Raw genomic sequence first — 24,371 nt, forward strand, 5'->3', positions numbered from 1 at the left:
AGTCTTATTGGGCGATTATTTACATAATCCAACCCAATAGTAACGTAGCCCCAATGACGGTAGATGCGCCGCCGATACGGGTTGCTATCTGGGCAAATGGCATCAGTGACATCCGGTTCGAAGCGGACAAAATAGCGACATCCCCTGTACCACCAAGCCCACTGTGGCAACTGGTGACGATAGAGGCTTCAACCGGGTACATATTCAGATAGGGCGCAATAATAAAACTGACTGCGGCCATCGACAACACCACGGCACCACACACCACCACGTAACCAACAGAGAATACGGCGACGACACTTTCCAGTGGGACATACAGCATCCCCAACCCAATCATCAACGGCCACACCAGTGTGGTGGAGACAAACTTATACCAACTGTGCGCGCCTTGCTCCATTTTCGACGGAATAACCTGCGCATATTTACACATCACCGCAATTAGAATCATCAGCACCGGGCCGGGAATATGAACAATCTTTTCAAACAAGCCCCCGACAATAAAGAAAGCACAGGTCATCAGTAGCCCGCCCCCCATCAGTTGGAAATCGGCTTGCTTTGGCGCTTCTTGGGCGGTGAACACTGCGTTATCTTGTGCCGAGCGAATTAACATCCCCTCGCCATTGAGATCCTTACGGCGCATACCAATGCGAGCCAGCACCCCGGCACAAATAATAGCGAAAATATTCCCCACCACCGCAGCCGGTGCCAGTTGGGCAACATACACATCAGGAGCTTGCCCAAGGATAGCCGAATAAGCCAACGACAATGGCAAGATACCCTCACCAATACCGCCACCGATGATAGGTACAATGATGAAGAAGAAGGTGTGATAAAGGGTAAAACCAAATAGTTTACCGACCAACAAACCCGTAACCACCGCCGTAATGGTGCCCACCACCAGCGGGACAAACATCCGGGTCATCCCCTGAATAAGCACCACACGGTTCATCCCGAGAATACTACCAACCACCAGACTGGCGATGACAAAATAGAGTAAGTTCGCCTCTTTCATCAGCAAGTGGACCGTATCCAAAGTGTTAGTTTGGAAAATGCCAAAGTAAACCAAAACCGAGGGTACCATTAAACACAAAATAGCTGGCCCACCGATATCTTTCAACACAGGTATATGACGGCCAATATGTGATAAAACAAAGCCCATTGTCATGATCACGGCCAGACCACCAATCATGTTTTTCGGTAAATAGCTCGCATAAGCCGAAATGAATACAATGGCTGAAATAGTCATAAATAATGCCATTGGCATAGTATTTATGCTCATTTGATTTACATGCGCAATAAATCTCTTGATTGCAGGTTTCCCCGTCATGTCAATCTCATCAACGGGAGTAAGAGCGATATCCTGATTTATTTTTTTCATTTTAGACCTACTGTTGGGTAGCACCTAAGGAACGGGAGGTAATGGATCTACTGCTTTAGCCAGTTATAGTGGTTTGATATTCTTTTGACTGATGTTTCTCTGAGAAACATCCACCAATCTGGCATTCAAAAATCATCATTGATGTTAAAAACAACACAAAAGATTAAAATGTGAATATAGAATGGCAAACTACCACTCTCTTTAAAATAAAAGAACAGTTAAGCTGTGGCGATGTATTGTATTTGCGAGGATATCGTCAAGTTTATTTTAATTAACTTAACTTGGTGTTTTGTAATTAAATAATCTGAAGATGATGAGATTTGTCTGTTATACTTTTCAGTCGCTGACAGACACACCCACACTGAATACGACCTGTTGTTATTTGGTGCTACTCTTCGTCTATTGGTGAACCTGTGATACACACTAAATGAATGATTAGTTGACTGCGACAAAATCCTACCGCCCAGTGACTGGATTCCACTGCCCCTTTCCACGTTGAGCGCTAACCCACGATCTTACAAATTAAGAGTTTCTGCAACTTATCTATTAGATGGACTCGCGTTAATACAACAATCTAGTTGCTAGATAAATATCATACTGAATATTAACTGTGCTACATAAAAATAAATTATAAATTCACAAATAAATATCTATAAAACCCATATCTGATTTTTATCTTTAATAAGATAAGTTGCAATTCTATGTCAAGAAATAGTCTTAAAAAATAAACTCAGTACGAAAATGATTTAGAGCTAAATTATATGTAGTCAAGATATATTTTCGGGAAGTAATTCTTCTATTTTCACGGGCGTAACAATGAGTTACGATTTTTTTACTTTTCATCCTATAAATACAACCAATACATGAGCACCGAGGCATTCCCACTGCACATAAATTAACCATTCACTTGCAATTACTGATTACAGTAATAGAACAAAAAAAATAATTTATAAGTGAATATTTTTTTGCCTCATCTCGATAGAAACGATAGCATGCCCTCCCAGAATCCAGTGGCAGCAATAAAAACCATAATAACCGAAGGCGCTAAGACGCTATTTATGCATTAACCTTTAGCAATCAGTTGCTGTAATACATTCACGATGATTGCACGACAGACAGGAAAATAGGGAAAGCTATGATGTCAGGAAAAAACACTGTGGAGGCCCATCAAGCCGCTAAAAAACGCTGGCTAGATTCTCATGAAACGGGCTATCACAAAAGTATGGGGCGGCGTCATATACAAATGATAGCCATCGGCGGTTCTATTGGTACGGGTTTATTTTTGGGTACCGGTGCCCGTTTGCAAATGGCTGGCCCTGCACTGACCTTAGTGTATCTGGTATGTGGAATTTTCTCGTTTTTTATTCTTAGAGCGCTCGGTGAATTAGTTATGCACCGCCCAACCAGTGGCAGCTTTGTTTCTTATGCCCGCGAATTCCTCGGTGAGAAAGCATCCTATGTTGCCGGATGGATGTATTTTCTCAACTGGGCAATGACCGGGATCGTCGATATCACCGCAGTAGCTCTTTATATGCACTATTGGGGAACCTTCTCTGATGTTCCCCAATGGTTATTTGCGCTGGGCGCACTCTCAATTGTCGCCACCATGAATATGATTGGCGTTAAATGGTTTGCAGAAATGGAATTTTGGTTTGCGTTGATCAAAGTCGCAGCCATTTCAATCTTTCTGGTGGTCGGTGTGGTCTTCCTCGGCACAGGGCAAAGTGTTGCCGGGCACTCTTCTGGTCTAAACTTAATCACCGACAATGGCGGGTTGTTCCCTCACGGGCTATTACCTGCGCTGATACTGGTTCAAGGGGTGATATTTGCCTTTGCTGGTATTGAATTAATTGGTACGGCGGCCGGTGAATGTAAAGACCCAGAAAAAATGCTGCCAAAAGCCATTAATAGTGTAATTTGGCGGATTGGGCTCTTTTACGTCGGTTCCGTGGTGCTGTTGGTGTGCCTACTACCATGGAATGCTTATCAGGCCGGTCAAAGCCCTTTCGTTACATTCTTCAGTAATTTAGGCGTCCCCTATATCGGGACCATTATGAATATCGTGGTGCTCTCTGCTGCACTTTCCAGTTTAAATTCTGGGCTTTACTCTACAGGACGAATTCTGCGCTCATTATCCATGGGCGGATCAGCACCTAAATTTATGTCTAAAATGAGCCCACAATCTGTTCCCTATGCCGGCATATTGGTTACGGTGGGTATCTATGTCTTCGGGGTATTACTTAACTATCTGGTACCATCACAGGTATTTGAAATTGTTCTTAATATTGCCTCTTTGGGCATAATAAGCTCATGGGCATTTATCATCGTCTGTCAGATGAAATTACGTCAGGCAATAAAACAGGGAACGGCAAAACCTGTCTCGTTTAAAATGCCCGGTGCGCCAGTCACATCCTGGCTAACACTATTTTTCCTAGCGGGTGTTTTAGTGATGATGGCTTTTGACTATCCAAATGGGACTTGGACCATAGCCACATTACCGGTGGTGGCCCTATTATTGGTTGCTGGTTGGTTTAGCTTACGTAAACGCGCCACTGAGGTCGCTGCTGCACCGATAGATACAATGCCCAAACAGCGCCCGCGGGAAGATATAAGCGCTTCAGCAGTGGCTCTGGCTAAGTTACGCGAACAAAACTCCACCAGTTAAAGCCCATCGTTAGCCCGTAGGTCGATAGCACGATACCTACGGGCTGGATCGACACGCTTAGTGGCGGTTACGCACCAGTTGATAACGGCGAGTTAAATATTCGATGGGTACGCTCCAGATATGTACCAAGCGTGAGAACGGGAACAAGACAAAAAGAGTCAATCCCAAAACAATATGCAACTTAAAAATCAAGGCTACATCCGTCAGATAGCCAGAGGCACCGGTGCGGAAAGTCGCAATTGACTGCGCCCAACCGACCAATTTCATCATTTCGCTACCATCCATATGCTGAGCGGAAAACGGAATACTCAGTAGCCCCAAGCTAACTTGCACCACCAGCAATATCAGAATCAGGATATCTACCCGGGTACTGGTTGCCCTGATCCTGGCGTTAGTCAAGCGGCGGTGTAGCAACATGGCACCACCGACTAACATCATAAGACCGCAAGCACCGCCAGCAATCATCGCCATTTTTTGTTTTATCTCTATCGGTAAGAAAGATTCATACATCCAATGTGGCGTCAGCATACCCAGCACATGGCCGAAGAATATCCCCAGAATACCGATGTGGAATAAATTAGATGCCAGCCATACACCTTTCTTATCTAACATCTGACTGGAACCTGCTCGCCAGCTATATTGCCCATAGTCGTAGCGCAACCAACTGCCCACAAAGAAAATCACCATAGCCATGTAAGGATAAATATCAAAAAAGAATTTATTCAGAAAGCTCATAAGATGGCTCCTTTATTGTCCGCCACCAAATGGGACTGAACGACTTTTTTGCCCTCTGATGCAGACTGAATACTGAGATATTGTGGTAGTACGGCATCAGCAACGTATTTTGGCGGCATCCCCTGTTGAGCTGATGCACACCCCTGTGTGCCGAGGAATTTCACTTGCTCCTCTTCCCATACCGCATCCAGTGCTTTGGCTGTGTCATCCCGGCTTTCACTCGCTACTTTATCGCCAAGATTTTCACTGCGGATAGCACTGCCAGACAGCACTAACAGCAGATCAAATAACTGAGCATAGTCGCTATCCCGCTGATGTAACCGTGCCCCCAGCAGCGCCAAAATGGGTGCGATATCCTGCAAACCCAAGGTGATATCCTGCGCTGGCTGATTAGCCAAATACTCAAGATAAAGAGGCAGGAAATCAGGCAACTCTTTACAGTCGAGTACTAACCCCGCACGTTGATACTGTGCCATGAGGTCCACCATGGCCTGACCACGATCGCGCGACTCACCATGCACATGTTCAAATAACAACAGTGAGGTGGCTCGTCCCCGGTCAAATAAGCCACAATAGCTAGCCTGACACTCAAGCAATTCGTTCTGACATAATGTGTTGATAAATTGCCTGAGCAGATGAGCCTGTTCCGTCGTGAGCTCGTCGGCGTTGTCGAGCGCCTCAACAAGTTCTTGCCGGTTTTGCCACAGATCAACATCCGGGTATTCCAGCAAACGTGAAATTATTCTCAAACTAATCATGAGCGGCCCCCTGGTCAGTCTTACGTGTGACATCAACGGCATCAATGCGGCGGCTATTGAACAAATTGAAACGGCTGTCACTGCCATGGCAACCATCACCGAAACTGAAACCGCACCCCTTACTTTCCGGGAACGCGTCACGGGCTATTTCACGGTGGCTGGATGGTATGACAAAGCGATCCTCATAATTAGCAATCGCCAGATAGCGGTACATCTCCTGCGCTTGAGCCTCCGTCAGCCCAACCGCCTCCAGTGCACTGAGATCGGTTTTACCCTCAACGGTTTCAGCACGTTTATAGTGCCGCATTGCCAACATCCGTTTCAGTGCCATTAATACCGGTTGGGTATCACCGGCAGTCAGTAAGTTGGCCAAATACTGTACCGGGATACGCAGGCTTTCCACATCCGGTAGCACGCCGCTGTGGGGCAGCGCGCCAGAGTCTGCCGCTGACTGAATGGGCGATAACGGCGGGACATACCATACCATCGGCAAGGTTCGGTATTCGGGGTGCAACGGCAGCGCCAATTTCCATTCCACTGCCATTTTGTAAACTGGGGAGCGTTGAGCAGCCTCAATGACACTCAAGGGAATGCCCTGTTTCTGCGCTTCGGCAATCACCAGCGGATCATGGGGATCAAGGAAGATATCCATTTGCCGTTGGTAGAGGTTCTTCTCATCAGTAGCCGCAGCGGCTTGTTCAATGCCATCCGCGTCATACAACAGTACCCCCAGATAACGGATGCGCCCCACACAGGTTTCTGAACAAACGGTCGGTTCACCAGACTCAATGCGCGGATAGCAGAAAATGCACTTCTCTGACTTGCCGCTTTTCCAGTTAAAATAGATTTTTTTATACGGACAACCGGTCAGACACATACGCCAGCCGCGGCATTTATCCTGATCAATCAGCACAATACCGTCTTCAGCGCGTTTATAAATTGCCCCACTAGGGCAAGTTGCGACACAGGCGGGGTTAAGGCAGTGTTCACATAAACGTGGCAAATACATCATGAAGGTATGTTCAAATTGCCCATACATCTCTTTCTGAATATGGGCGAAGTTCTGGTCTTTGGAACGTTTAGAGAATTCTCCGCCCAGGATCTCTTCCCAGTTAGGACCATTCTCGATTTTCTCCATTCGTTGACCCGTAATCAGCGAACGCGGGCGAGCTACTGGCTGATGTTTCCCAGCTGGTGCGTTGTGCAAGTGCTGGTAATCAAAATCGAAAGGCTCGTAATAATCATCTAATGCTGGCACATCAGGGTTAGCAAATATCTTGGCGAGGACACCGACTCGGCTCCCCATGCGCGGGGTCAGTTTGCCATTAATCTTGCGGATCCAGCCTCCCTTCCATTTATCCTGATTCTCCCAATCGTGCGGATAACCCAGTCCCGGTTTGCTTTCAACGTTGTTAAACCAGGCATATTCCATACCTTCACGGCTGGTCCAAACATTTTTGCAGGTTACTGAACAGGTATGACAGCCAATGCATTTGTCCAGATTCAGAACCATGCCGACTTGTGAACGGATTTTCATAGTTTGCCCCCGGTTTTGCTCTCGTTCTGCTGTTCGTCATCCAGCCAATCAATCTTATTCATCTTGCGCACCACCACGAATTCATCGCGATTGGACCCTACCGTGCCGTAGTAGTTAAAGCCGTAGGCTAATTGCGCATATCCACCAATCATATGGGTTGGTTTCGGACTGATACGGGTGACTGAGTTATGAATACCACCACGTTGGCCGGTAATTTCAGAACCGGGGATATTAATAATGCGCTCCTGCGCGTGGTACATCATGGTCATGCCTGACGGAATTCGCTGACTGACGACGGCACGAGCAGTTAATGCGCCATTGCTGTTAAACGCCTCAATCCAGTCGTTATCTTCTATCAGTAGATCTTTGGCATCATCTTCACTCAGCCAAACGATAGGGCCACCTCTCGACAATGTCAGCATCAACAGGTTGTCACTGTACGTTGAGTGAATGCCCCACTTCTGATGTGGTGTCAGGAAATTAAGTGCTTTCTCTGGGTTACCGTTCGGCTTCTTATTAAGCAAAGGCTGAGCCGCACGGGTATCTATTGGCGGGCGATAGCACAGCAAACTCTCACCAAAAGCACGCATCCATTCATGATCCTGATAAAGTTGTTGCCGGCCTGAAAGGGTGCGCCACGGGATCAACTCATGAACGTTGGTGTAACATGCATTATAGGAAACATGCTCATCTTCCAAACCGGACCAGGTTGGGCTGGAAATGATTTTGCGCGGTTGCGCCTGAATATCGCGAAAACGAATCTTTTCATCTTCTTTATTCAGCGCTAAGTGGGCATGTTGGCGACCGGTAAGTTGTTCCAAAGCCTGCCAGGCTTTTACCGCCACCTGGCCGTTGGTTTCAGGGGCCAAGGATAAAATCACCTCTGCGGCATCAATAGCAGTATCAATTCTTGGTCGTCCGGCGGCAGGGCCGTCAGGCTGGGTATGGTTAAGTTTTTTGAGGAAATCAATTTCAGTCTGAGTATTCCAGTTAATCCCTTTGCCGCCATTACCTAATTTATCCAATAGAGGACCCAAGGCAGTAAAGCGAGCATAGGTTGCTGGATAATCGCGTTCGACCACCAAAATGTGCGGCGCGGTTTGGCCCGGTATCAGCTCACATTCACCTTTTTTCCAGTCCTTCACACCATATGGCTGTGCCAGTTCGGCTGGCGAATCGTGCTGGATGGGTAAGGTCACCACATCAGTTTCCTGACCTAAATGGCCGATGCAAACGCGAGAGAAGGTTTCGGCAATACCTTTGTAGATATCCCAGTCACTTTTAGACTCCCAGGCGGGGTCTACCGCCGCAGACAACGGGTGAATAAACGGATGCATATCCGAAGTATTCATGTCGTCTTTTTCGTACCAGGTTGCGGTGGGTAAAATGATGTCTGAATAGAGACACGTACTGGACATGCGGAAATCCAATGTCACAACTAAATCCAGTTTGCCTTCCCCCCCCTGATCCTGCCATTCAACCTCTTCCGGCATCACCCCACCTTGCTGGCCCAGATCTTTACCCTGAATACCATTTTCCGTACCCAACAAATACTTGAGCATATATTCATGCCCTTTGCCGGAGGAACCCAGTAGGTTGGAACGCCAGACAAACAAGTTTCGTGGGAAGTTTTGTGGATCATCAGGCTGTTCGGCGGCAAATCTCAGTGACCCATTTTTAAGGCTATCGACGGTATATTCCACCGGTGTTTGACCGGCTTGTTGGGCGCTGGCGGCAAGGGTTAATGGATTGCAATTCAGTTGCGGGGCCGAAGGCAACCACCCCATACGTTCGGCGCGCACATTAAGGTCAATCAGACTTGGGCTAAAGCGCGAACTGTCGGCCAACGGAGAGAGTAATTGGGTGGTACTGACGGTCTCATAACGCCACTGACTGGAATGATTATAGAAAAATGACGTACTGTTCATATGGCGCGGTGGGCGCTGCCAATCGAGGCCAAATGCCAAAGGTAACCAGCCGGTTTGTGGTCGCAGTTTTTCCTGTCCCACATAGTGCGCCCAACCGCCACCACTTTGCCCGACACAGCCGCAGAAAATCAGCATATTAATCAGTGCACGGTAGGTCATATCCATGTGATACCAGTGATTAATACCGGCCCCGACGATAATCATCGAACGGCCATGGGTCTTCTCTGCATTATCCGCAAATTCACGCGCAATACGGATAATATCCTGACGTGCAACGCCAGTAATTTTTTCAGCCCAGGCAGGGGTATAAGCTTTTATATCGTCATAACTACTGGCGCAGTTGTCATCAGCCAAACCACGATCCAGGCCATAGTTTGCCATCATCAGGTCATAAACACTGGTCACCAGTGCTTCACTGCCATCGGCTAATTGCAACCGTTTTACCGGCAACTTGTGTTGCAGTACTTCCTCAAGTGCAACACTTTGAAAATTCTCACTGATTTCGCCACCAAAGTAGGGAAATCCAACGTTAACAATAGCATCATGTTGACCCAATAAACTGAGTTGCAATGAGACTTCCTGCTGCGTTTTGCCATCGCGCTGCTCAAGATTCCATTTGCCCTTCTCACCCCAGCGATAACCGATAGATCCTTGCGGCGCGACTAACTGCCCGCTGTTGCCGTCAATGGCAATGGTTTTCCATTCTGGGTTATTCCCCTCTCCCAGATTATCCACCAGATCGGCGGCGCGCAGTAAGCGCCCGGCGGCATAATCGCCGCTATGACGAGGCTCAAGTAATACCAACATCGGCATGTCAGTGTACTGACGCATGTATTCAACAAAGTAGCTGCTTTGTCGTTGTAGATGGAATTCATTGAGGATCACATGCCCCATTGCCATAGCCATGGCACTGTCTGTTCCTTGTTTCGGATTCAGCCATTGATCACACAATTTAGCGACTTCCGCATAATCCGGCGTCACTGCTACAGTTTTGGTCCCTTTGTAACGGACTTCGGTAAAGAAGTGGGCGTCGGGTGTACGGGTCTGCGGAACATTTGACCCCCAGGCAATAATGTAGGATGAGTTGTACCAGTCAGCGGATTCTGGCACGTCAGTTTGCTCACCCCAGGTCATCGGTGATGCCGGAGGCAAATCACAATACCAGTCATAAAAACTGAGGCAAACACCGCCGATCAGCGAGAGATAGCGCGCACCCGCCGCGTAGGAAACCATCGACATTGCCGGAATAGGTGAAAAACCGATAATCCGATCTGGCCCATACTGTTTGGCGGTATAGACGTTAGCGGCGGCAATCAGTTCATTCACTTCCTGCCAGTTCGAACGGACAAAACCTCCCCGACCGCGGGCTTGCTTGTAATCCTTTGATTGTACGCTGTCACCAACAATTGAAGCCCATGCATCCACCGGATCACTGTGCAGCACTTTGGCGGCACGCCACAATTGCAACAGATTCTTACGCATCATCGGGTACTTCAGCCGATTAGCACTGTACAAATACCAAGAGTAACTGGCTCCTCGTGGGCAACCACGGGGTTCATGATTAGGTAAATCCGGGCGGGTACGCGGGTAGTCAGTTTGCTGGGTTTCCCAAGTGACCAAACCATTTTTGACATAAATCTTCCAGCTACATGAACCGGTACAATTCACACCATGAGTTGAACGTACCACTTTGTCATGCTGCCAGCGGCTACGATAGCCATCTTCCCAATCACGATTGGTGTCCAGTGTCTGGCCATGGCCTTGTGCAAAAGGCTCAGCAAGTTGTTTAAAATAACGAAATCGGTCAAGAAATTTGCTCATCGGGAGATCTCCTGATTGGGGACATAACAGCCCTGTTTATTTTTATAAGTGGATTAACATTGCTCAATGTTGCTTATTTATCGGACCGTACCGGTCAACGTGGTTTTTTGGTCGCCATACCCGCGTTGAGCTTGCGCCCGTAGACAAACCAGGTGATCAATACGCAAACCACATAAAAAACCACGAATAGCTTCATCGCGCCGGCCGGTGAACCGGTCAGGGCCAGCGACGTACCAAAAGATTTAGGAATAAAGAAACCGCCGATAGCGCCAATGGCTGAGATGAAACCCAGTGCCGCCGCTGACTCTCTAACGGCATCGTGCTGCGCTTGTTCATCACTCCCCCCCGCGAGGGTCACCCGATCGACAGTTAGCTTGCGAAAGATCACCGCAATCATCTGAAACGTTGATCCGCTGCCCAGTCCCGCCGTCAGAAACAGCAGCATGAATACGCCAAAAAAGGCAAAGAAGGAGCCGTTAACATTGGCACCCGGTAAGGTGAGGAAGAGTAATGCCGCAAATATTGCCATCAGGATAAAATTGACTAAGGTGACGCGAATGCCGCCAAAGCGATCAGAAAGCGCACCGCCCATCGGGCGAGCCAGTGCACCCAATAGCGGGCCGAAGAAGGCGTAATGCAGGATAACGACATCAGGGAATTGTGTTTTTGCCAACATAGCAAATCCAGCTGAGAAACCAATGAATGAGCCAAAAGTTGCCAGGTATAACACGGCCAAAATCCACAAATGCCCACGTTTTAGGACCGGTAATTGCTGGATGATCGAAGCTTTGGCAGCAGACAAATCATTCATCCCAAACCAGGCCGCCACACTGAATATCAGCAAAAATGGGATCCAGATATAGGCGGCATTTTGCAACCAGAGCTGGCTACCATCCGCTTGCGGATAGCCACTCCCCATAAAGGCACTGAACACCCCAACTGAAATAGCCATAGGGGCGATAAGCTGCATCACACTAACGCCAAGATTCCCCAATCCCCCGTTGAGGCCCAACGCTCCCCCCTGTTTTGCTTTCGGGAAGAAGAAACTGATATTAGCCATGCTGGAGGCAAAATTCGCACCAGCAAAACCACACAACAATGAAATCAATACAAATGTTCCATACTGGGTATCGCTGTCTTGTACCGCGATACCTAACCAAAGGCAGGGAATAACCAGAAACAGTGTGCTAATAGCCGTCCAGCGACGGCCACCAAAGACCGGTATAACAAACGAGTATGGAACACGTAACAGCGCCCCCGATACCGAGGGTAATGCTGTCAGCATGAACAGTTGATCGGTGGTGAAGTTAAAGCCCACTTTATTCAGATTTACTGCAACCGCACTAAACAGCATCCAGACACAGAAACTCAGTAACAATGCCGGTACTGAAATCCACAAATTTCGCCGGGCGACACGATGCCCTACCTGTTGCCAGAACTGTGGATCTTCCGGGTACCACTGCTGTATTGATTGGCCACCGGCCAATTTTGTCGGGGTAGCTGAAGGTGATGAGTTAGTTAATGGCGTCGGAGAGTGCGACATAAAAACCTCAGTCAGGGTGACCACAAACGGGAAGTAATGCGTCACCCTAGGCACCAGAGGCTATTTCAAAGTTGATTTACATCAAGAGGATGTGAAGTTAACTTTCAGCTAACAATAACCATACATCATTTGTGGGTAGTGGCTTTTTTGGCAAAAAACAGCCTATTTTCATTTGGTTGCCGATGCGAATATTTTCTTGAAACTGAGTAATACACCTGCTGGCTATTAGGGAGTACTCCCTATTGGTTATGGGGTAATAGTCAAGTATGAGGAAGAATATCGATAAGTCATTCCGTTCGAGGTATTTACCCTCTCAGCTACAGGAATTATTCATGAGTGAACAAGACGCCGCGACCATTCTGTTGATTGACGACCATCCGATGCTAAGGCACGGTATTAAGCAATTAATCAGCATGGCACCTGGATTATCCATCGCAGGTGAGGCCAGTAACGGTGCTCAGGGCATTATTCTCGCCACCAATCTTGATCCTGATTTGATCATGCTGGATTTAAACATGCCAGGCATGAATGGATTGGAAACACTGGATAGATTGCGTCAGCAGCCACTATCCGGGCGAATCGTTGTGTTTACCGTTTCTGACCATCAAGATGATGTCATCAGTGCCTTAAAACGCGGGGCCGATGGTTATCTGCTAAAAGATATGGATCCTGAAGATTTGTTGGTCTCATTGTATAATGCGGCAGCAGGGCAAATGGTTCTTAGCGACGCATTGATGTCGATACTGGCGATCAACCTACGCGAGAATCGGTCTGATAATGAGCGCGATATTAACACCCTCACCCCACGCGAACGTGACATCCTGAAGCTCATTGCCAAAGGATTACCGAATAAAACCATTGCCCGGAAACTACTGATTGCAGAGAGCACCGTTAAAGTTCATGTCAAACATCTGTTGAAAAAAATGAAGCTGAAATCACGGGTTGAAGCCGCAGTATGGGTATTACAAGAGAAAATACTATAGCTTGCTAAGCAGAAAATCACGCAACACCACCGCCTGATTCTGTTGCGCATCACGACTGCCATACAGTAACGTAATTGGCTGCTGTTTCAGTACGTCCAGTAAAGGTTGCCAGGCCGTTGAGCTATCAAGCTGGGCCTGATAACGCACCACAAACTCTGGCCAATCTAAACATTGATGAAACCATTTTCGTAATGCATTTTCTGGTGCGACTTCTTTTAACCATACCACCCCTAGCAGGCGGGTTTTGCTAATGCCTCGCGGCCACAGCCGATCAGTCAGAAAAGTATTAGCTTGATATGGTGGCTGAACATCGTAAACTCGCGCTAAAGTGATGCGATTTTCCATCGTTGTACTCCTCCTTTGTCCGGTATATGCACCATGTTAGCAACCCTATCAACAAGAGTCTGTCGCCCAACCACAGATTTTATTCATTCGGTTAGTCTCATTAATAACCTCAAAGCTGGCATGCCACGGTTCAGCGCTTATTTCTCAACCACTCTTCGCGACTGATTTCCCATATTTCCGTCTGGAAATGCCCACTAACGTAGTCTCGCTCCTGCGTTGCAACCAAACGCATACCATTTTTACGTGATATGGCGGCTGACGCCTTATTCGATACGGCCTTTGTCACTCGTAAATAAGGCTGGTCCAATTGTGTAAACCAGAAGTGTGTGACGGCATCACTGGCTTCCGTTATTAACCCCTGCCCTTGCCACACAGGGCTTAACCAAAAGCCACGGTGATCGTCTGTATCACAGGCCAAATTAATAACACCAATCAAGGTCTCTGGTGAAACCTTCGGCCTGATTGACCAGAAAAAACGGCTACCACATTGCATCTTAGGTAATGCAATATCACGGACAAAGGTCAGGGCACCATCGGCCGGGTAAGGCCAAGGTACGGCAGAAGCATCTAAATACTTCACCACTTCCCATACCGGAAATTTTAGCTGAATCTGGTCAACATCCTGTAGGGTCAAGGGTATTAATAGCAAACGATCCGTGAGTAACGATTCCATCAAATAGTCCTTTTACAAGACAGTCTCTGAAGCATCAATGTCGTGAAGTGTGATAGTCACGAAAACAGAAAACACTACTGAATATTATATCTCGACAAATGTACTCATTTATAGCAAAGTTTAATCGCCACGTCCTACAGGTAAATGCCATGATAATTATTTCTTCATAAAAACGAACATGTTATATTTATTTCAGTTGAATCATTGGTGAACAAAATGACCACAATACCGATTAATACCACTCGGCAGATGAAACAAAAAAATATCATGCTAGTTGCGAGCACATTAAAATCGCTGTCATCGGCAACCAAAGGCGATATATCTGCTCAAACTGGATTAAGTTTGGCTACATGCGGCACCATTTTGAATGAATTATGCTCAAAGGGTGAAATCATTGAAGAATCCATTGATGAATCACGTGGTGGTCGGCCAGCAAAGCGTTATATATATAATTCAAATTACTTTAGCATATTAAGCATTTATATTGAAGGGAACGATACCTCCGGCGTTATATCGTCATCCCTAAGATCTGCAGATGGTAAAACTATTGTAGAGCACGATAAAATATATACTGATTTAACTGAAGATACGTTACTCGCGAAAATCCAAGAATTCGCAGATAAATTCAGTAATATCAAAGCAATAGGCTTAGGTCTGCCCGGAGTTATTGTGGATGGAAAAATACTTACTTGCGATATTACCTGCCTGGAGGGATTGGCAATAACTGAATTATTAAGTAACCGATTCGGTGTTTTTGTTCAGGTTGGAAATGACATGAATTATACCGCATTTGGCTTTTATCGTAATCACTGCCGTAATATAAATGAGCCTATCGCCTATGTTTTTATGCCGCCGAGACATTGTGCCGGTTGTGGCATTGTTATTTCAGGTAAAATGCTGCGTGGTGCAAGCCAATTTGCAGGTGAAGTGTCGAAACTGCCATTTTATGACAATTTGGGAAGCAAAATAAATTCTCACTATGAACTGGTGCAACAAAGACTTATTTATATTACTTCATCGTTGATCGCCATGATTAACCCTGTAACCATAGCTATCTCGGGGGAGCATATCAGTCAGAATTGTATTGCAGAATTATCGGCTCAATTACTCAAAAAATTTGATTGCAAACACATACCCCGTTTTGTCTATCGCGACGACATTAAATACGATTATCACAATGGAATATCAGAATACACTCTTGATGCCTATAATAATTTTCGGGTATTTGAGATCTAGTGCCCACCGGTATCTATGATGAGAAAATTTTCTAGAACCCCCTTTCGCGCCTTCAGGCTATCCTAACCGCCGTATCCCCTGCTCTCTAGTCTGTAAACCACCTTGATAGGCAAAAATGTTCTTGACAGGCCATGTGTCCACTGTATATTCCATAACTTAATATAAGTCTTTTATTAAGTGGTTTGTACTCATTAATTGCATGCTGCCACTGACCAGAAAAAGGTGCTTAAATGTCTAGCAATGTCATCGACTACCCTCTGGATACACAGGCTAAGCGCACATCGACACGCTCAATATTCTTTGTAGCCGGATTTGCGATGGGCCTTTGGGCATCGTTAGTACCCTATGCACAGAATAGACTTCATTTTGATGCAGGTTCTTTGGGGATGTTATTGCTTTGCCTGGGAACGGGCTCCCTGCTCGCTATGTTATTCTCTGGAAAACTGATCGGCCGCTTCGGGTGTAGAAAAATAATACTATTAGGCATCGCTTTTAGTGCTGTTTTCCTGCCCACATTAGCAATTATTGATCAGTTCCCTTTCATGGCATTATGCCTATTCCTTTTTGGTGCAGGTATTGGTTTAGTGGACGTCGCAGTTAATGTCCAAGGCTCTCTGGTTGAACAATCCTCGGATAAACCACTGATGTCAGGCTTCCACTGTTTATTCAGCATGGGTTCAATTGCAGGTGCTGGCGGTGGTGCAATTTTATTTACTCTTGGCTTGATGCCCCTCCCTGTAACACTCATTGCCGTTGCAATAATGGTTATAATCACATCCGTCGTTTTCAAGGAATTAATCCCTTTTGGCGATCATAAAGAACCTAATGAACAACCCAAAGCAAAACCACGTCCCAACTTCCGGCTCATATTAATGGCACTTATGTGCATGATTTGTTTTATGGCAGAAGGCGCAGTATTAGATTGGAGTGGCGTATTTCTAACCAATAACCGTGGTCTTGATATAGCACATGCTGGCTGGGGGTTTGCTATTTTCGGTGGCACCATGTCTGTAATGCGTTTTACTGGTGATAAAGTTGTCAGTATTTTGGGACGTAAGCAGGTGCTGATTTTTAGCAGTGTCATCGCCATGATCGGTTATGCCATTGCCGTCATCATACCTGACTGGAAATCCACATTGCTTGGCTTTGCTCTGGTAGGTATAGGAGCAGCTAATATTGTTCCGGTACTTATCACTCTTGCTGGGCAGGAAAAAGTAATGCCGGTAAACATGTCAGTCGCCATGGTAGCAACACTGGGTTACTTCGGTATCTTGGGCGGACCGGCACTGATCGGTTTTATTGCGCACTTAACTGACCTTTACACGGCATTCACCGTTGTTGCTCTGACATTTATTGTCATAGCAGTAGGAGCATTTAAACTGAAATACCCCACTGACTAAACATTTCTCTACCGAGAATAAAGTAGCAGGATTGTGGGGCAACCCGTTTTTTGAAGATAAAAATTTGACTGAGTATGGTAATTTTACCTGCTAGCAAAATTATGCTAGCTTTTTTTTCAATGGACTATGCCAAAATATTTTCTATCAAACCAATATGTTAAAGAGGGAATTTATATGAGCATTAAAATAATTGCCGTTGATATGGACGGAACCTTTCTCAATGATCAAATGAGTTTTGATAGGGCGCGGTTTAGTACTCAATATTCACAACTAAAGGAGAATGGAATAAAATTTGTGGTTGCCAGTGGCAATCAATATTACCAGTTAATTTCCTTTTTCCCTGATATAGCCAATGAAATCGCTTTTGTTGCTGAAAATGGGGCTTATGTCAGTAACGAAAATACTGAAATTTTCTGCGGTGCAATCTCCGCGGAAAAGGGCAATAAAGTGCTAAAAACGCTACTACCCATCCCCTATCTTGATGTGATTGTTTGTGGGAAAAATAGCGCTTACATGCTGCGTTCCTCAGATAACTATTTCTATACGACCATGAGTAAATACTACCATCGTCTCAAAATCATCGATGATTTCGAACAAGTGACAGAGCCTGCATTCAAATTTGCGATAAGTTTACCCAATGAGAAACTGGCAGACTTTATGATATTTATTGAGCAGGAACTCGCAGGTATCGTAACACCAGTCTCAAGTGGGCATGGTTCTGTAGACCTTATAATACCGGGTATTCACAAAGCCAATGGCATTAAATTGCTCCAAAAAATGTGGAATGTAACTGATCAAGAGGTTGTCACTTTTGGCGATGGTGGTAATGATATTGAGATGTTGCAGTACGCAGGCTTTGGTTATGCTATGGCAAATGCGCCAGATAACATTAAACAAATAGCAAAATATCAGGCCGAATCAAATAACGACTCTGGTGTATTAAATATAATTGATGAAATTCTAAAAAAACAACCTCCTTTCGTATAAGCCGTATTTAATGACCGGAAATAAATTGGCGGGAATGGCTCCCGCCTATTAACCATTTTTCTTTGTTATTGCAGCTTTCGCCACTCTATTTGTAGTCTATTTTAGAATATTAACAATACTCTCTCACCAACGCTGCTAGTACCTGTAAACCCATATCAGCCTGCTCCTCTGTTGCATGACTGAAGTTAAGTCGTAACTGTCCACAGCCTTCTGACGGATAGGGCAAGAACGACTCGCCCGGCATAAATGCAATATTTCTTTCGAGTGCTTTAGGCAATAGCTTACGAGTATCAATACAATGATTAAGCGTCAGCCAGAAAAATAGCCCACCAGCAGGTTTCTCCCAAGAGGCAAGAGAACCAAAATGGCGCTGTAAAGAGATCTCAAATGCATCACGACGACTTTTATAATATGCAGCAAGTTCATTCATATGCTCAGCATGATTAGGAGCACGCAACTGTTGTAATACCAGCCATTGACTGATTCGGCTACTGTGCAAATCAGCCGCCTGCTTTAACCGTGTCAGATAGGGAATTAACTCTGGCGAAGCAACAAGATAGCCTAACCGCAGTGCCGGGGATAAACTTTTGGAAAAGGACCCCTGATAAATCCACGGTGCGTGCTGTAATAAGGCGCATACCGGTTTTCGCTCGCACGGATCATAAACCAGGTCATGATAAGGATCGTCTTCAAACAGTGGCAACATAATGTCATCACATGCCTTTGCCAATGTCGCTCGCTGCGTACTATCAAGACAGTGACCACTTGGATTCTGGAACGTTGGAATGCTGTAGGCAAAAGCCGGTTTTTCTGTTTTAAGTTTATCAATATCCGGTTGCGCCGAATCATAGGCTACAAACTGTGCCCCGAAGAAGCGAAATACCTGCAATGCGGCTAAATAAGTGGGCGACTCAACAGCGACAGGTGTTCCTGCATCAATAAATAACTTAGCGACCAGATCAATTCCTTGTTGCGAGCCTGAAATAATCAGTACCTGCTCCTCAGTGCAAGATAAACCGCGCTTACATAAATTCTGCGCAATATCCCTGCGCAATTCTGTTTCCCCTTCACTGGCCCCGTATTGCAACATCGATTGCGGCATTCCTTCCAGATGCAAGTGCGGGAAACTCTCAACCGCAGGCAAGCCGCCAGCAAATGAGATCATCCCAGGCCGTTCAATAACAGAGAGTATTTCCCGTATAGGCGAGGGGTGAAGATCGTGCAGCCGTGAGGAAAATCGATTATTCTGATCCACTACAGTCTTATTCATGGCAGTCCTTCCATAAAGGTCAACACATTTGACCTTTATGGACAGTAAATTGGGCGGCTAATTACGTCAATACCATTGACCTAATTATTTTTTTAATTTGTGATAAAAATCCGATGGCAACCTCCAAAAAAGCCCCACAACAGGAACATCTATTACTTCATCAAGCCATCGAACAGTTCTATTTTGGTTATCGGAAATTTACTGAACTGCCGGATAAATTACTGGCCCAGCGAGGATTAGGTCGGGTGCACCACCGCATCTTGTACTTTGTCGGACACAATCCTGATATCGCCATCAATGCCTTGTTGGGTATTTTAAAAATCAGTAAACAAGCACTTAATGCGCCATTAAAACAATTAGTTAAAATGGAGTTAATCACGGTTACCACCGCCGAATATGATCAACGAGTGCGGCAGTTGTCTCTCTCCCCTGCCGGTAAAAAGCTTGAATCTCAATTAACAGATACACAAATACAACTGCTACAGCAGGTATTCCAACAGTTGGGAAAAGAAACAGAAACAGCCTGGCTGCAAGTTATGCAATGTCTTAATAAGGATTGAGATTAGCATCAAATTATAAGATGTTCAGTGTGAGTTATACTCTGGTGAGATTAATGGCTAGCATTTAACCAAAGGAATAAAAAGTGATAGACCATACTGGGCTTAATGTAACTAACATATTAATAAGCAAGGATTTTTATAGCGCCATTCTTGCACCTCTCAATTACGAAATACGTCTAAACCTTGGTGATGCTTATGGTTTTGGTGTAAAAATCTCAGCAAATGGGGATGACCCCGGTGGCGACTTTTGGATCATGCAAGGTATTCCTTATACCCCAAGAAGCCATATCGCTTTCCGTGCTGCAAGCAAAAATGAGGTCAATCAATTCTATAGTGCTGCCATGGAAGCTGGTGCAGTATCGAATGGGGAACCAGGCTATCGCCCTCATTACCATGAAAACTACTATGCTGCATTTATTCTCGATCCTGATGGTTACAATATTGAAGCGGTTTACCATGGTAAATAGTCTATAAAGGCTAGATCTAATCAGAATGCCTATTCCCCGATGATATGCTTGGCCTTTGCTCATCAATTTTGATATCCGCCATCGGTACTAAGCAAAAATCTTAATCACTATGTCGCATATCGATTATGCTTTTAATATCTGCTAGCATCCCTGTCAGCGCTACCACACAACTTAATTGATTAGAAAACGCGCACAATCCAGCAATGTCGGGCGTTATGCGCTATTTTATTCGTTACTCTACCGCGATGAGTAATAGTACCACTTTGAATAAGGCTATTCGGGAATTGAAGATAACGTTGATAATAGTCGGTGTGGTTGTGGTCATCGCGGTGATAATCTGGCTCGTCCTTCGCTCAGCCGCTAAAGACGTTGAAGATGATTACTGAATGATGGCCTATGATTATCTTCTGATTTAACCTCATCAGGTTGAAGTATCAAAGCGAAGGTTGTAATCCTTCTATACCCCCTGAAAAACCATTCAGCAAAGTAATGCTTAAATGCACCCTACATATATAGCTCACCCCGATACCTTGAGTGGGCCCTGCCGTATAAACAATCTGACCAGCCAGTAAACTTGCCGTTATGTGATATGTATCATTTCAAACTCATTGATACTGATCATTTTTTGATCAATCATCTCAGTGCCAAATCCACAGCGCTTTCATGTCTGTCAACCTGCGAGCACGCTATAAGACCCTGTAAAAGGTTATGGATTCGGTTTTTCTTCCGCCACGAAACATCGTACCCACTGGTAACCCGGTGCTAGTGGCGGTCTTTTGCATTTATAATCGAACAATAGTTTCTACGTACCCAACCCATCCCCCACCAGAGTAATCCCCATTAACAGGCCGTGTGACCGTACCATTCCCAACAGATTTTATATTGCTATCGATAGGGCTGACTTAAATAAGTCGCGCTTTATTTCGAACTATCTCGCAGTAGTGTAAATCCAATTTATATTATGAATAAGAAACTAAAGTGATGCTTACATTATTGATATTGCCCACATATCGGTAACTCCGAAAAACTGTCTGGTGGCATTTGGAATATCGTGAACCGCAGACCAGAAAACGCTTTAAGATGGCCCCCTCCCACTCATGCGCCAAGCCGCCCCTCCACACTGCTGTATCTCCGCCAACAAAATACAGCCTGCGTGCGCAATGTGCACAAAATTGCCGTTCAACAGCAGCACCACTCAGAGTATTTTTTCTCTGTAAGCCTTTAGATGAGAGGCGAGAGATGATTAATAAGCAAAATAACAGCGCCAACAATGTTTTAATTTATATTTTTTTGTAGGATATTTCACATTTTAACTGTAGGAATCAAAATGTTATATTGTAACAATAATGGTTCATAATTGGCCATCTTTATCATTAAAATATGACCGCGTAAAAAAATAATACCTTACAAAACAAAGAGATTATTTATCCGTAGCGAGTTGCAGTGTTTAAAAAACAGGCCAATACATATTATCACGGACGTTTTCTTATTATCATTTTAGGGAGGGGACAATGAAATACATATTTAGTTTTAAATCTTTCAATTGTTTCGTTATACATTCTATAGATCTATATACTTTATAGTATATAGTTTTTTATTTTGTAAAAACACGTAATAGCATCTTTATTTAGAATTTTATATCGCACAATTTGCGCTATCGATCTGATCTTTCGCGAAAAGGATGTTTACTTGTATAATCTGTCGCAATGAGTACGAATGGATGGATAAATCGTGTAAGCGTGTAAAAGGTGCGATGTGTGTGATAGCTACGTTAAAAGTTTACTACTGAGACCTATCACCACAATCTCTATATTCAGGAAGTCGGCTATTTATGATTGCTAATTAGCACCTTCCGTTATTGCCCTATTCAGTAACAGATAAAACTTATCTGTTAAATATTCTTATTGCATTGCCTTATTTAACAACCTGACTCGCAGGTTATTCCGCAGGGTGGAGATATGTTTAATTGTACAATAGCAATGACAGATAATTACTTTCGGCACGGCCTGTTGCTCTTGATCAATGAAGCTCTGGCGAAATACCCATTTGAATCGACAGCTATTCTTACGGATAAGTTAAATGAAAAGACCCAAGTGGCGTTTATTGATGCCGATTCTGCCTCTTTTTATTCGGTATTTGTGCAGGCCAGTTACCTTAAGCTGACCTATCCGTTGACTATTTTCATTATTTCCAGTTCAAAAAATGCCTTCTCGCCGTGGGTTGCTTCGCCCAATGCCGTCGCAGGCATCCTGTATAAAACGGACGAAAAAGCTGAGATTAAGCACAAAATCAGACAGGTATTAAACCGGCAAGGCTCTCGGGTGGTTGACCCGTTAACACCATTACGTGAAAGGCCAACACCAGCCACAGCGAATTACTTTACGCCACTTACACCCTGTGAGTCGGCTGTTATTGACCTGCTTAAACAGGGATTTACGGGAAAAGATATTTCCAAAATTCTGGGCAGAAGTGAAAAGACCATCAGTGGTCAGAAACGGTCAGCCATGAAAAAGCTTGGGGTGTGCAGTAATGCAGAGCTTTTCCGTCAAATTCATTGATCTTTGCAGTAACGAATGTGGGCTGACGACCCTATCAGTATGCCCCATATGAGCATGGATTGAATGGGAGCACTGACGGCTTCCTACCGCTGTTTATCTAGGTAAGAGCGGACCTGATAACCATGCCAGAAGAAGATTTAATACGCTATCAGGCAGTCCTGAATGGTTGACCACACGAATTTTGGGAGCAGGCAGTCTGGGTAATGTATGCAGGGCAAAGAAAGGCGGCTTAGCTCTGCACTTTAGAATTGAATCCGCCACTTTTAATTAAATTTAATGAATCTTTTAAGGATGAAATATGAATATGAATAAGATGGCGCTGGCTACTATGCTGATGTGTGGTTCTATATCACTGGCAAACGCAGCGACCGGAGGACAGGTTAATTTCGAGGGTTCAATCACTGATACCCCCTGCTCCATACATCCTGACAGTGTAAAACAAACTGTGAAGTTAGGGGCTGTGTCTAAACCTGGCTTAGCTAGCGGTATTAGTGGTCCAGAGCAGAAGTTCAAGATTCAACTATTGAACTGCTCATTCGCGATGTCAACTCCTGCGCCAGGATCCCCGATAGGCAATAATGTAAGTGTAACCTTTACCGGTCCTCAAGGTGGGTACCCAGGTACAGGGGTGACCAACACCTTACTGGGCATCACCGGTTCAGCAAAAGGTGCCAGCATCCAACTTATTGATTATTCCAGTAAACCAGTAATTTTGGGTCAAAAAACCACCCTGCAAGAACTCGCTCAAAGCAGTAACACAGATTTGGAGTTCACCGCCTATCTGAAACCAAATCCAGGTGTAGCGGCCTCAGACATTGTGGAAGGCAACTTTACCTCTACAGTTAACTTCATTATGAATTACGAGTAATTGGCACAGTAGTTTGTAGTTCTTGGCCGTACTGCATCCGAATGGATGTCTATTCTGTTTGCAGTACGGTCAGCTATGGAGCCGTTGTATGTTCTGGAAAATGTCGACTTTAGCCATGATTTCTTCGCTGTGCATGTTAGGTGGAAGTGCCCTATTCAAAAACTGCCAGGCTGGAGAAGTCACGCTATCTGGTTCGATTATTGATGTGCCCTGCTCCATTGATACCGGCAGTTTTGATCAGACACTGGACATGGGAGTCTTATCAACCAAGAGAATCCTCCGTGAGGGTCAGGGGTTTTCCCAGGAATTTACAATAAAACTCATGAACTGCCTTTTATCTCAGATTAATAATCAACTGCCTGAATGGCGTTTTTTCCGAATCACCTTTGATGGTCGAAATGATAATGGAAAATTTGGTATCGAAGGAAATGCTAAAGGGGTGGCAGTGCAAATTTCTGATCGTCAAGGGAATATTGCTGTCCCAGGTATCCCTTTACCAATCGGGCAACTCAGTTCCGAGGATATGGCCCTAAAATATAATGTACAACTGGTGAGTAACTCACAGCAACTACAAGTGGGAGGCTATTCCTCGGTTATACGATTCAAAATAGATTATTACTAATACTGAATTTGTTTTATTTCGACACTACCTAATAACT

19 protein-coding genes are annotated in these 24,371 nt (G+C 45.0%); 10 read left to right on the forward strand and 9 right to left on the reverse strand.

Features of this window, described 5'->3' with window-relative positions; all coding sequences use genetic code 11:
* Positions 1–19: 19 nt before the first annotated feature.
* Positions 20–1,378, reverse strand: coding sequence for a 2-hydroxycarboxylate transporter family protein (locus EL015_RS12150; RefSeq protein WP_005184957.1), 1,359 nt, complete (start codon positions 1,376–1,378; stop codon positions 20–22).
* Positions 1,379–2,513: 1,135 nt separating this feature from the next.
* On the opposite strand from EL015_RS12150, the gene ansP reads away from it, so the two are divergent.
* Positions 2,514–4,043, forward strand: a complete 1,530-nt coding sequence (gene ansP, locus EL015_RS12155) for an L-asparagine permease (RefSeq protein ID WP_005184952.1) — start codon at positions 2,514–2,516, stop codon at positions 4,041–4,043.
* A 57-nt stretch (positions 4,044–4,100) separates the two neighbouring features.
* Here the strand turns inward: ansP and narI are convergent, their stop codons facing one another.
* From narI to EL015_RS12180, 5 genes are all read right to left on the reverse strand, one after another.
* A complete protein-coding gene (narI, locus tag EL015_RS12160; protein ID WP_032906261.1) occupies positions 4,101–4,778 on the reverse strand; it encodes a respiratory nitrate reductase subunit gamma in 678 nt (225 codons plus the stop codon).
* Entirely contained in the window at positions 4,775–5,536 is a 762-nt protein-coding gene (narJ, locus tag EL015_RS12165) for a nitrate reductase molybdenum cofactor assembly chaperone (protein WP_032906260.1), read from the reverse strand. Before narJ ends, narI begins: the two co-directional genes overlap by 4 nt.
* Complete coding sequence (narH, locus tag EL015_RS12170) at positions 5,529–7,073, reverse strand: nitrate reductase subunit beta (RefSeq protein ID WP_032906258.1); 1,545 nt, start codon at positions 7,071–7,073, stop codon at positions 5,529–5,531. The genes narJ and narH overlap by 8 nt, the downstream gene beginning before the upstream one ends.
* The gene (locus tag EL015_RS12175) at positions 7,070–10,822 is read right to left on the reverse strand and encodes a nitrate reductase subunit alpha (protein WP_005184935.1); all 3,753 of its coding nucleotides are present in this window, start codon (positions 10,820–10,822) and stop codon (positions 7,070–7,072) included. Before EL015_RS12175 ends, narH begins: the two co-directional genes overlap by 4 nt.
* A 94-nt stretch (positions 10,823–10,916) precedes the next feature.
* Entirely contained in the window at positions 10,917–12,365 is a 1,449-nt protein-coding gene (locus EL015_RS12180; RefSeq protein ID WP_032906354.1) for a NarK family nitrate/nitrite MFS transporter, read from the reverse strand.
* Between the two features lie 332 nt (positions 12,366–12,697).
* On the opposite strand from EL015_RS12180, the gene narL reads away from it, so the two are divergent.
* Positions 12,698–13,348 (forward strand): two-component system response regulator NarL, encoded by a 651-nt coding sequence (gene narL / locus EL015_RS12185; RefSeq protein WP_005184921.1) that lies wholly within the window; start codon positions 12,698–12,700, stop codon positions 13,346–13,348.
* Here narL and EL015_RS12190 read toward each other — a convergent pair.
* A complete protein-coding gene (locus EL015_RS12190; protein WP_032906256.1) occupies positions 13,343–13,693 on the reverse strand; it encodes a DUF488 domain-containing protein in 351 nt (116 codons plus the stop codon). The genes narL and EL015_RS12190 overlap by 6 nt on opposite strands.
* 130 nt (positions 13,694–13,823) lie before the next feature.
* Positions 13,824–14,366: a GNAT family N-acetyltransferase gene (locus tag EL015_RS12195; protein ID WP_005184917.1), complete on the reverse strand. Its 543-nt coding sequence runs from the start codon at positions 14,364–14,366 to the stop codon at positions 13,824–13,826.
* 216 nt (positions 14,367–14,582) lie between these two features.
* Between EL015_RS12195 and EL015_RS12200 the strand changes: the two genes are divergently transcribed.
* From EL015_RS12200 to EL015_RS12210, 3 genes are all read left to right on the forward strand, one after another.
* Positions 14,583–15,602: an ROK family protein gene (locus tag EL015_RS12200; RefSeq protein WP_032906254.1), complete on the forward strand. Its 1,020-nt coding sequence runs from the start codon at positions 14,583–14,585 to the stop codon at positions 15,600–15,602.
* Positions 15,603–15,832: 230 nt separating this feature from the next.
* The gene (locus EL015_RS12205; RefSeq protein WP_032906252.1) at positions 15,833–17,002 is read left to right on the forward strand and encodes an MFS transporter; all 1,170 of its coding nucleotides are present in this window, start codon (positions 15,833–15,835) and stop codon (positions 17,000–17,002) included.
* A gap of 174 nt (positions 17,003–17,176) precedes the next feature.
* Complete coding sequence (locus EL015_RS12210; protein ID WP_032906251.1) at positions 17,177–17,989, forward strand: Cof-type HAD-IIB family hydrolase; 813 nt, start codon at positions 17,177–17,179, stop codon at positions 17,987–17,989.
* Positions 17,990–18,098: 109 nt separating this feature from the next.
* Here EL015_RS12210 and EL015_RS12215 read toward each other — a convergent pair whose 3' ends face one another.
* On the reverse strand, positions 18,099–19,259 hold the full coding sequence (locus tag EL015_RS12215) for an aminotransferase-like domain-containing protein (protein ID WP_032906250.1): 1,161 nt from the start codon (positions 19,257–19,259) through the stop codon (positions 18,099–18,101).
* A 113-nt stretch (positions 19,260–19,372) separates the two neighbouring features.
* On the opposite strand from EL015_RS12215, the gene EL015_RS12220 reads away from it, so the two are divergent.
* From EL015_RS12220 to EL015_RS12240, 5 genes are all read left to right on the forward strand, one after another.
* Entirely contained in the window at positions 19,373–19,819 is a 447-nt protein-coding gene (locus EL015_RS12220) for a MarR family winged helix-turn-helix transcriptional regulator (RefSeq protein WP_005184901.1), read from the forward strand.
* Between the two features lie 83 nt (positions 19,820–19,902).
* Positions 19,903–20,286: a VOC family protein gene (locus EL015_RS12225; RefSeq protein WP_032906248.1), complete on the forward strand. Its 384-nt coding sequence runs from the start codon at positions 19,903–19,905 to the stop codon at positions 20,284–20,286.
* Positions 20,287–22,244: 1,958 nt separating this feature from the next.
* Entirely contained in the window at positions 22,245–22,844 is a 600-nt protein-coding gene (locus tag EL015_RS12230; RefSeq protein WP_080547908.1) for a LuxR C-terminal-related transcriptional regulator, read from the forward strand.
* Between the two features lie 298 nt (positions 22,845–23,142).
* A complete protein-coding gene (locus tag EL015_RS12235) occupies positions 23,143–23,712 on the forward strand; it encodes a fimbrial protein (protein ID WP_032906247.1) in 570 nt (189 codons plus the stop codon).
* Between the two features lie 88 nt (positions 23,713–23,800).
* Positions 23,801–24,334 carry a fimbrial protein gene (locus tag EL015_RS12240; protein WP_005184885.1) on the forward strand — a complete coding sequence of 178 codons (534 nt, stop codon included), beginning with the start codon at positions 23,801–23,803 and terminating at the stop codon, positions 24,332–24,334.
* Positions 24,335–24,371 lie beyond the last annotated feature (37 nt).

This window comes from Yersinia intermedia, assembly GCF_900635455.1.
GTDB classification, from domain to species: domain Bacteria; phylum Pseudomonadota; class Gammaproteobacteria; order Enterobacterales; family Enterobacteriaceae; genus Yersinia; species Yersinia intermedia.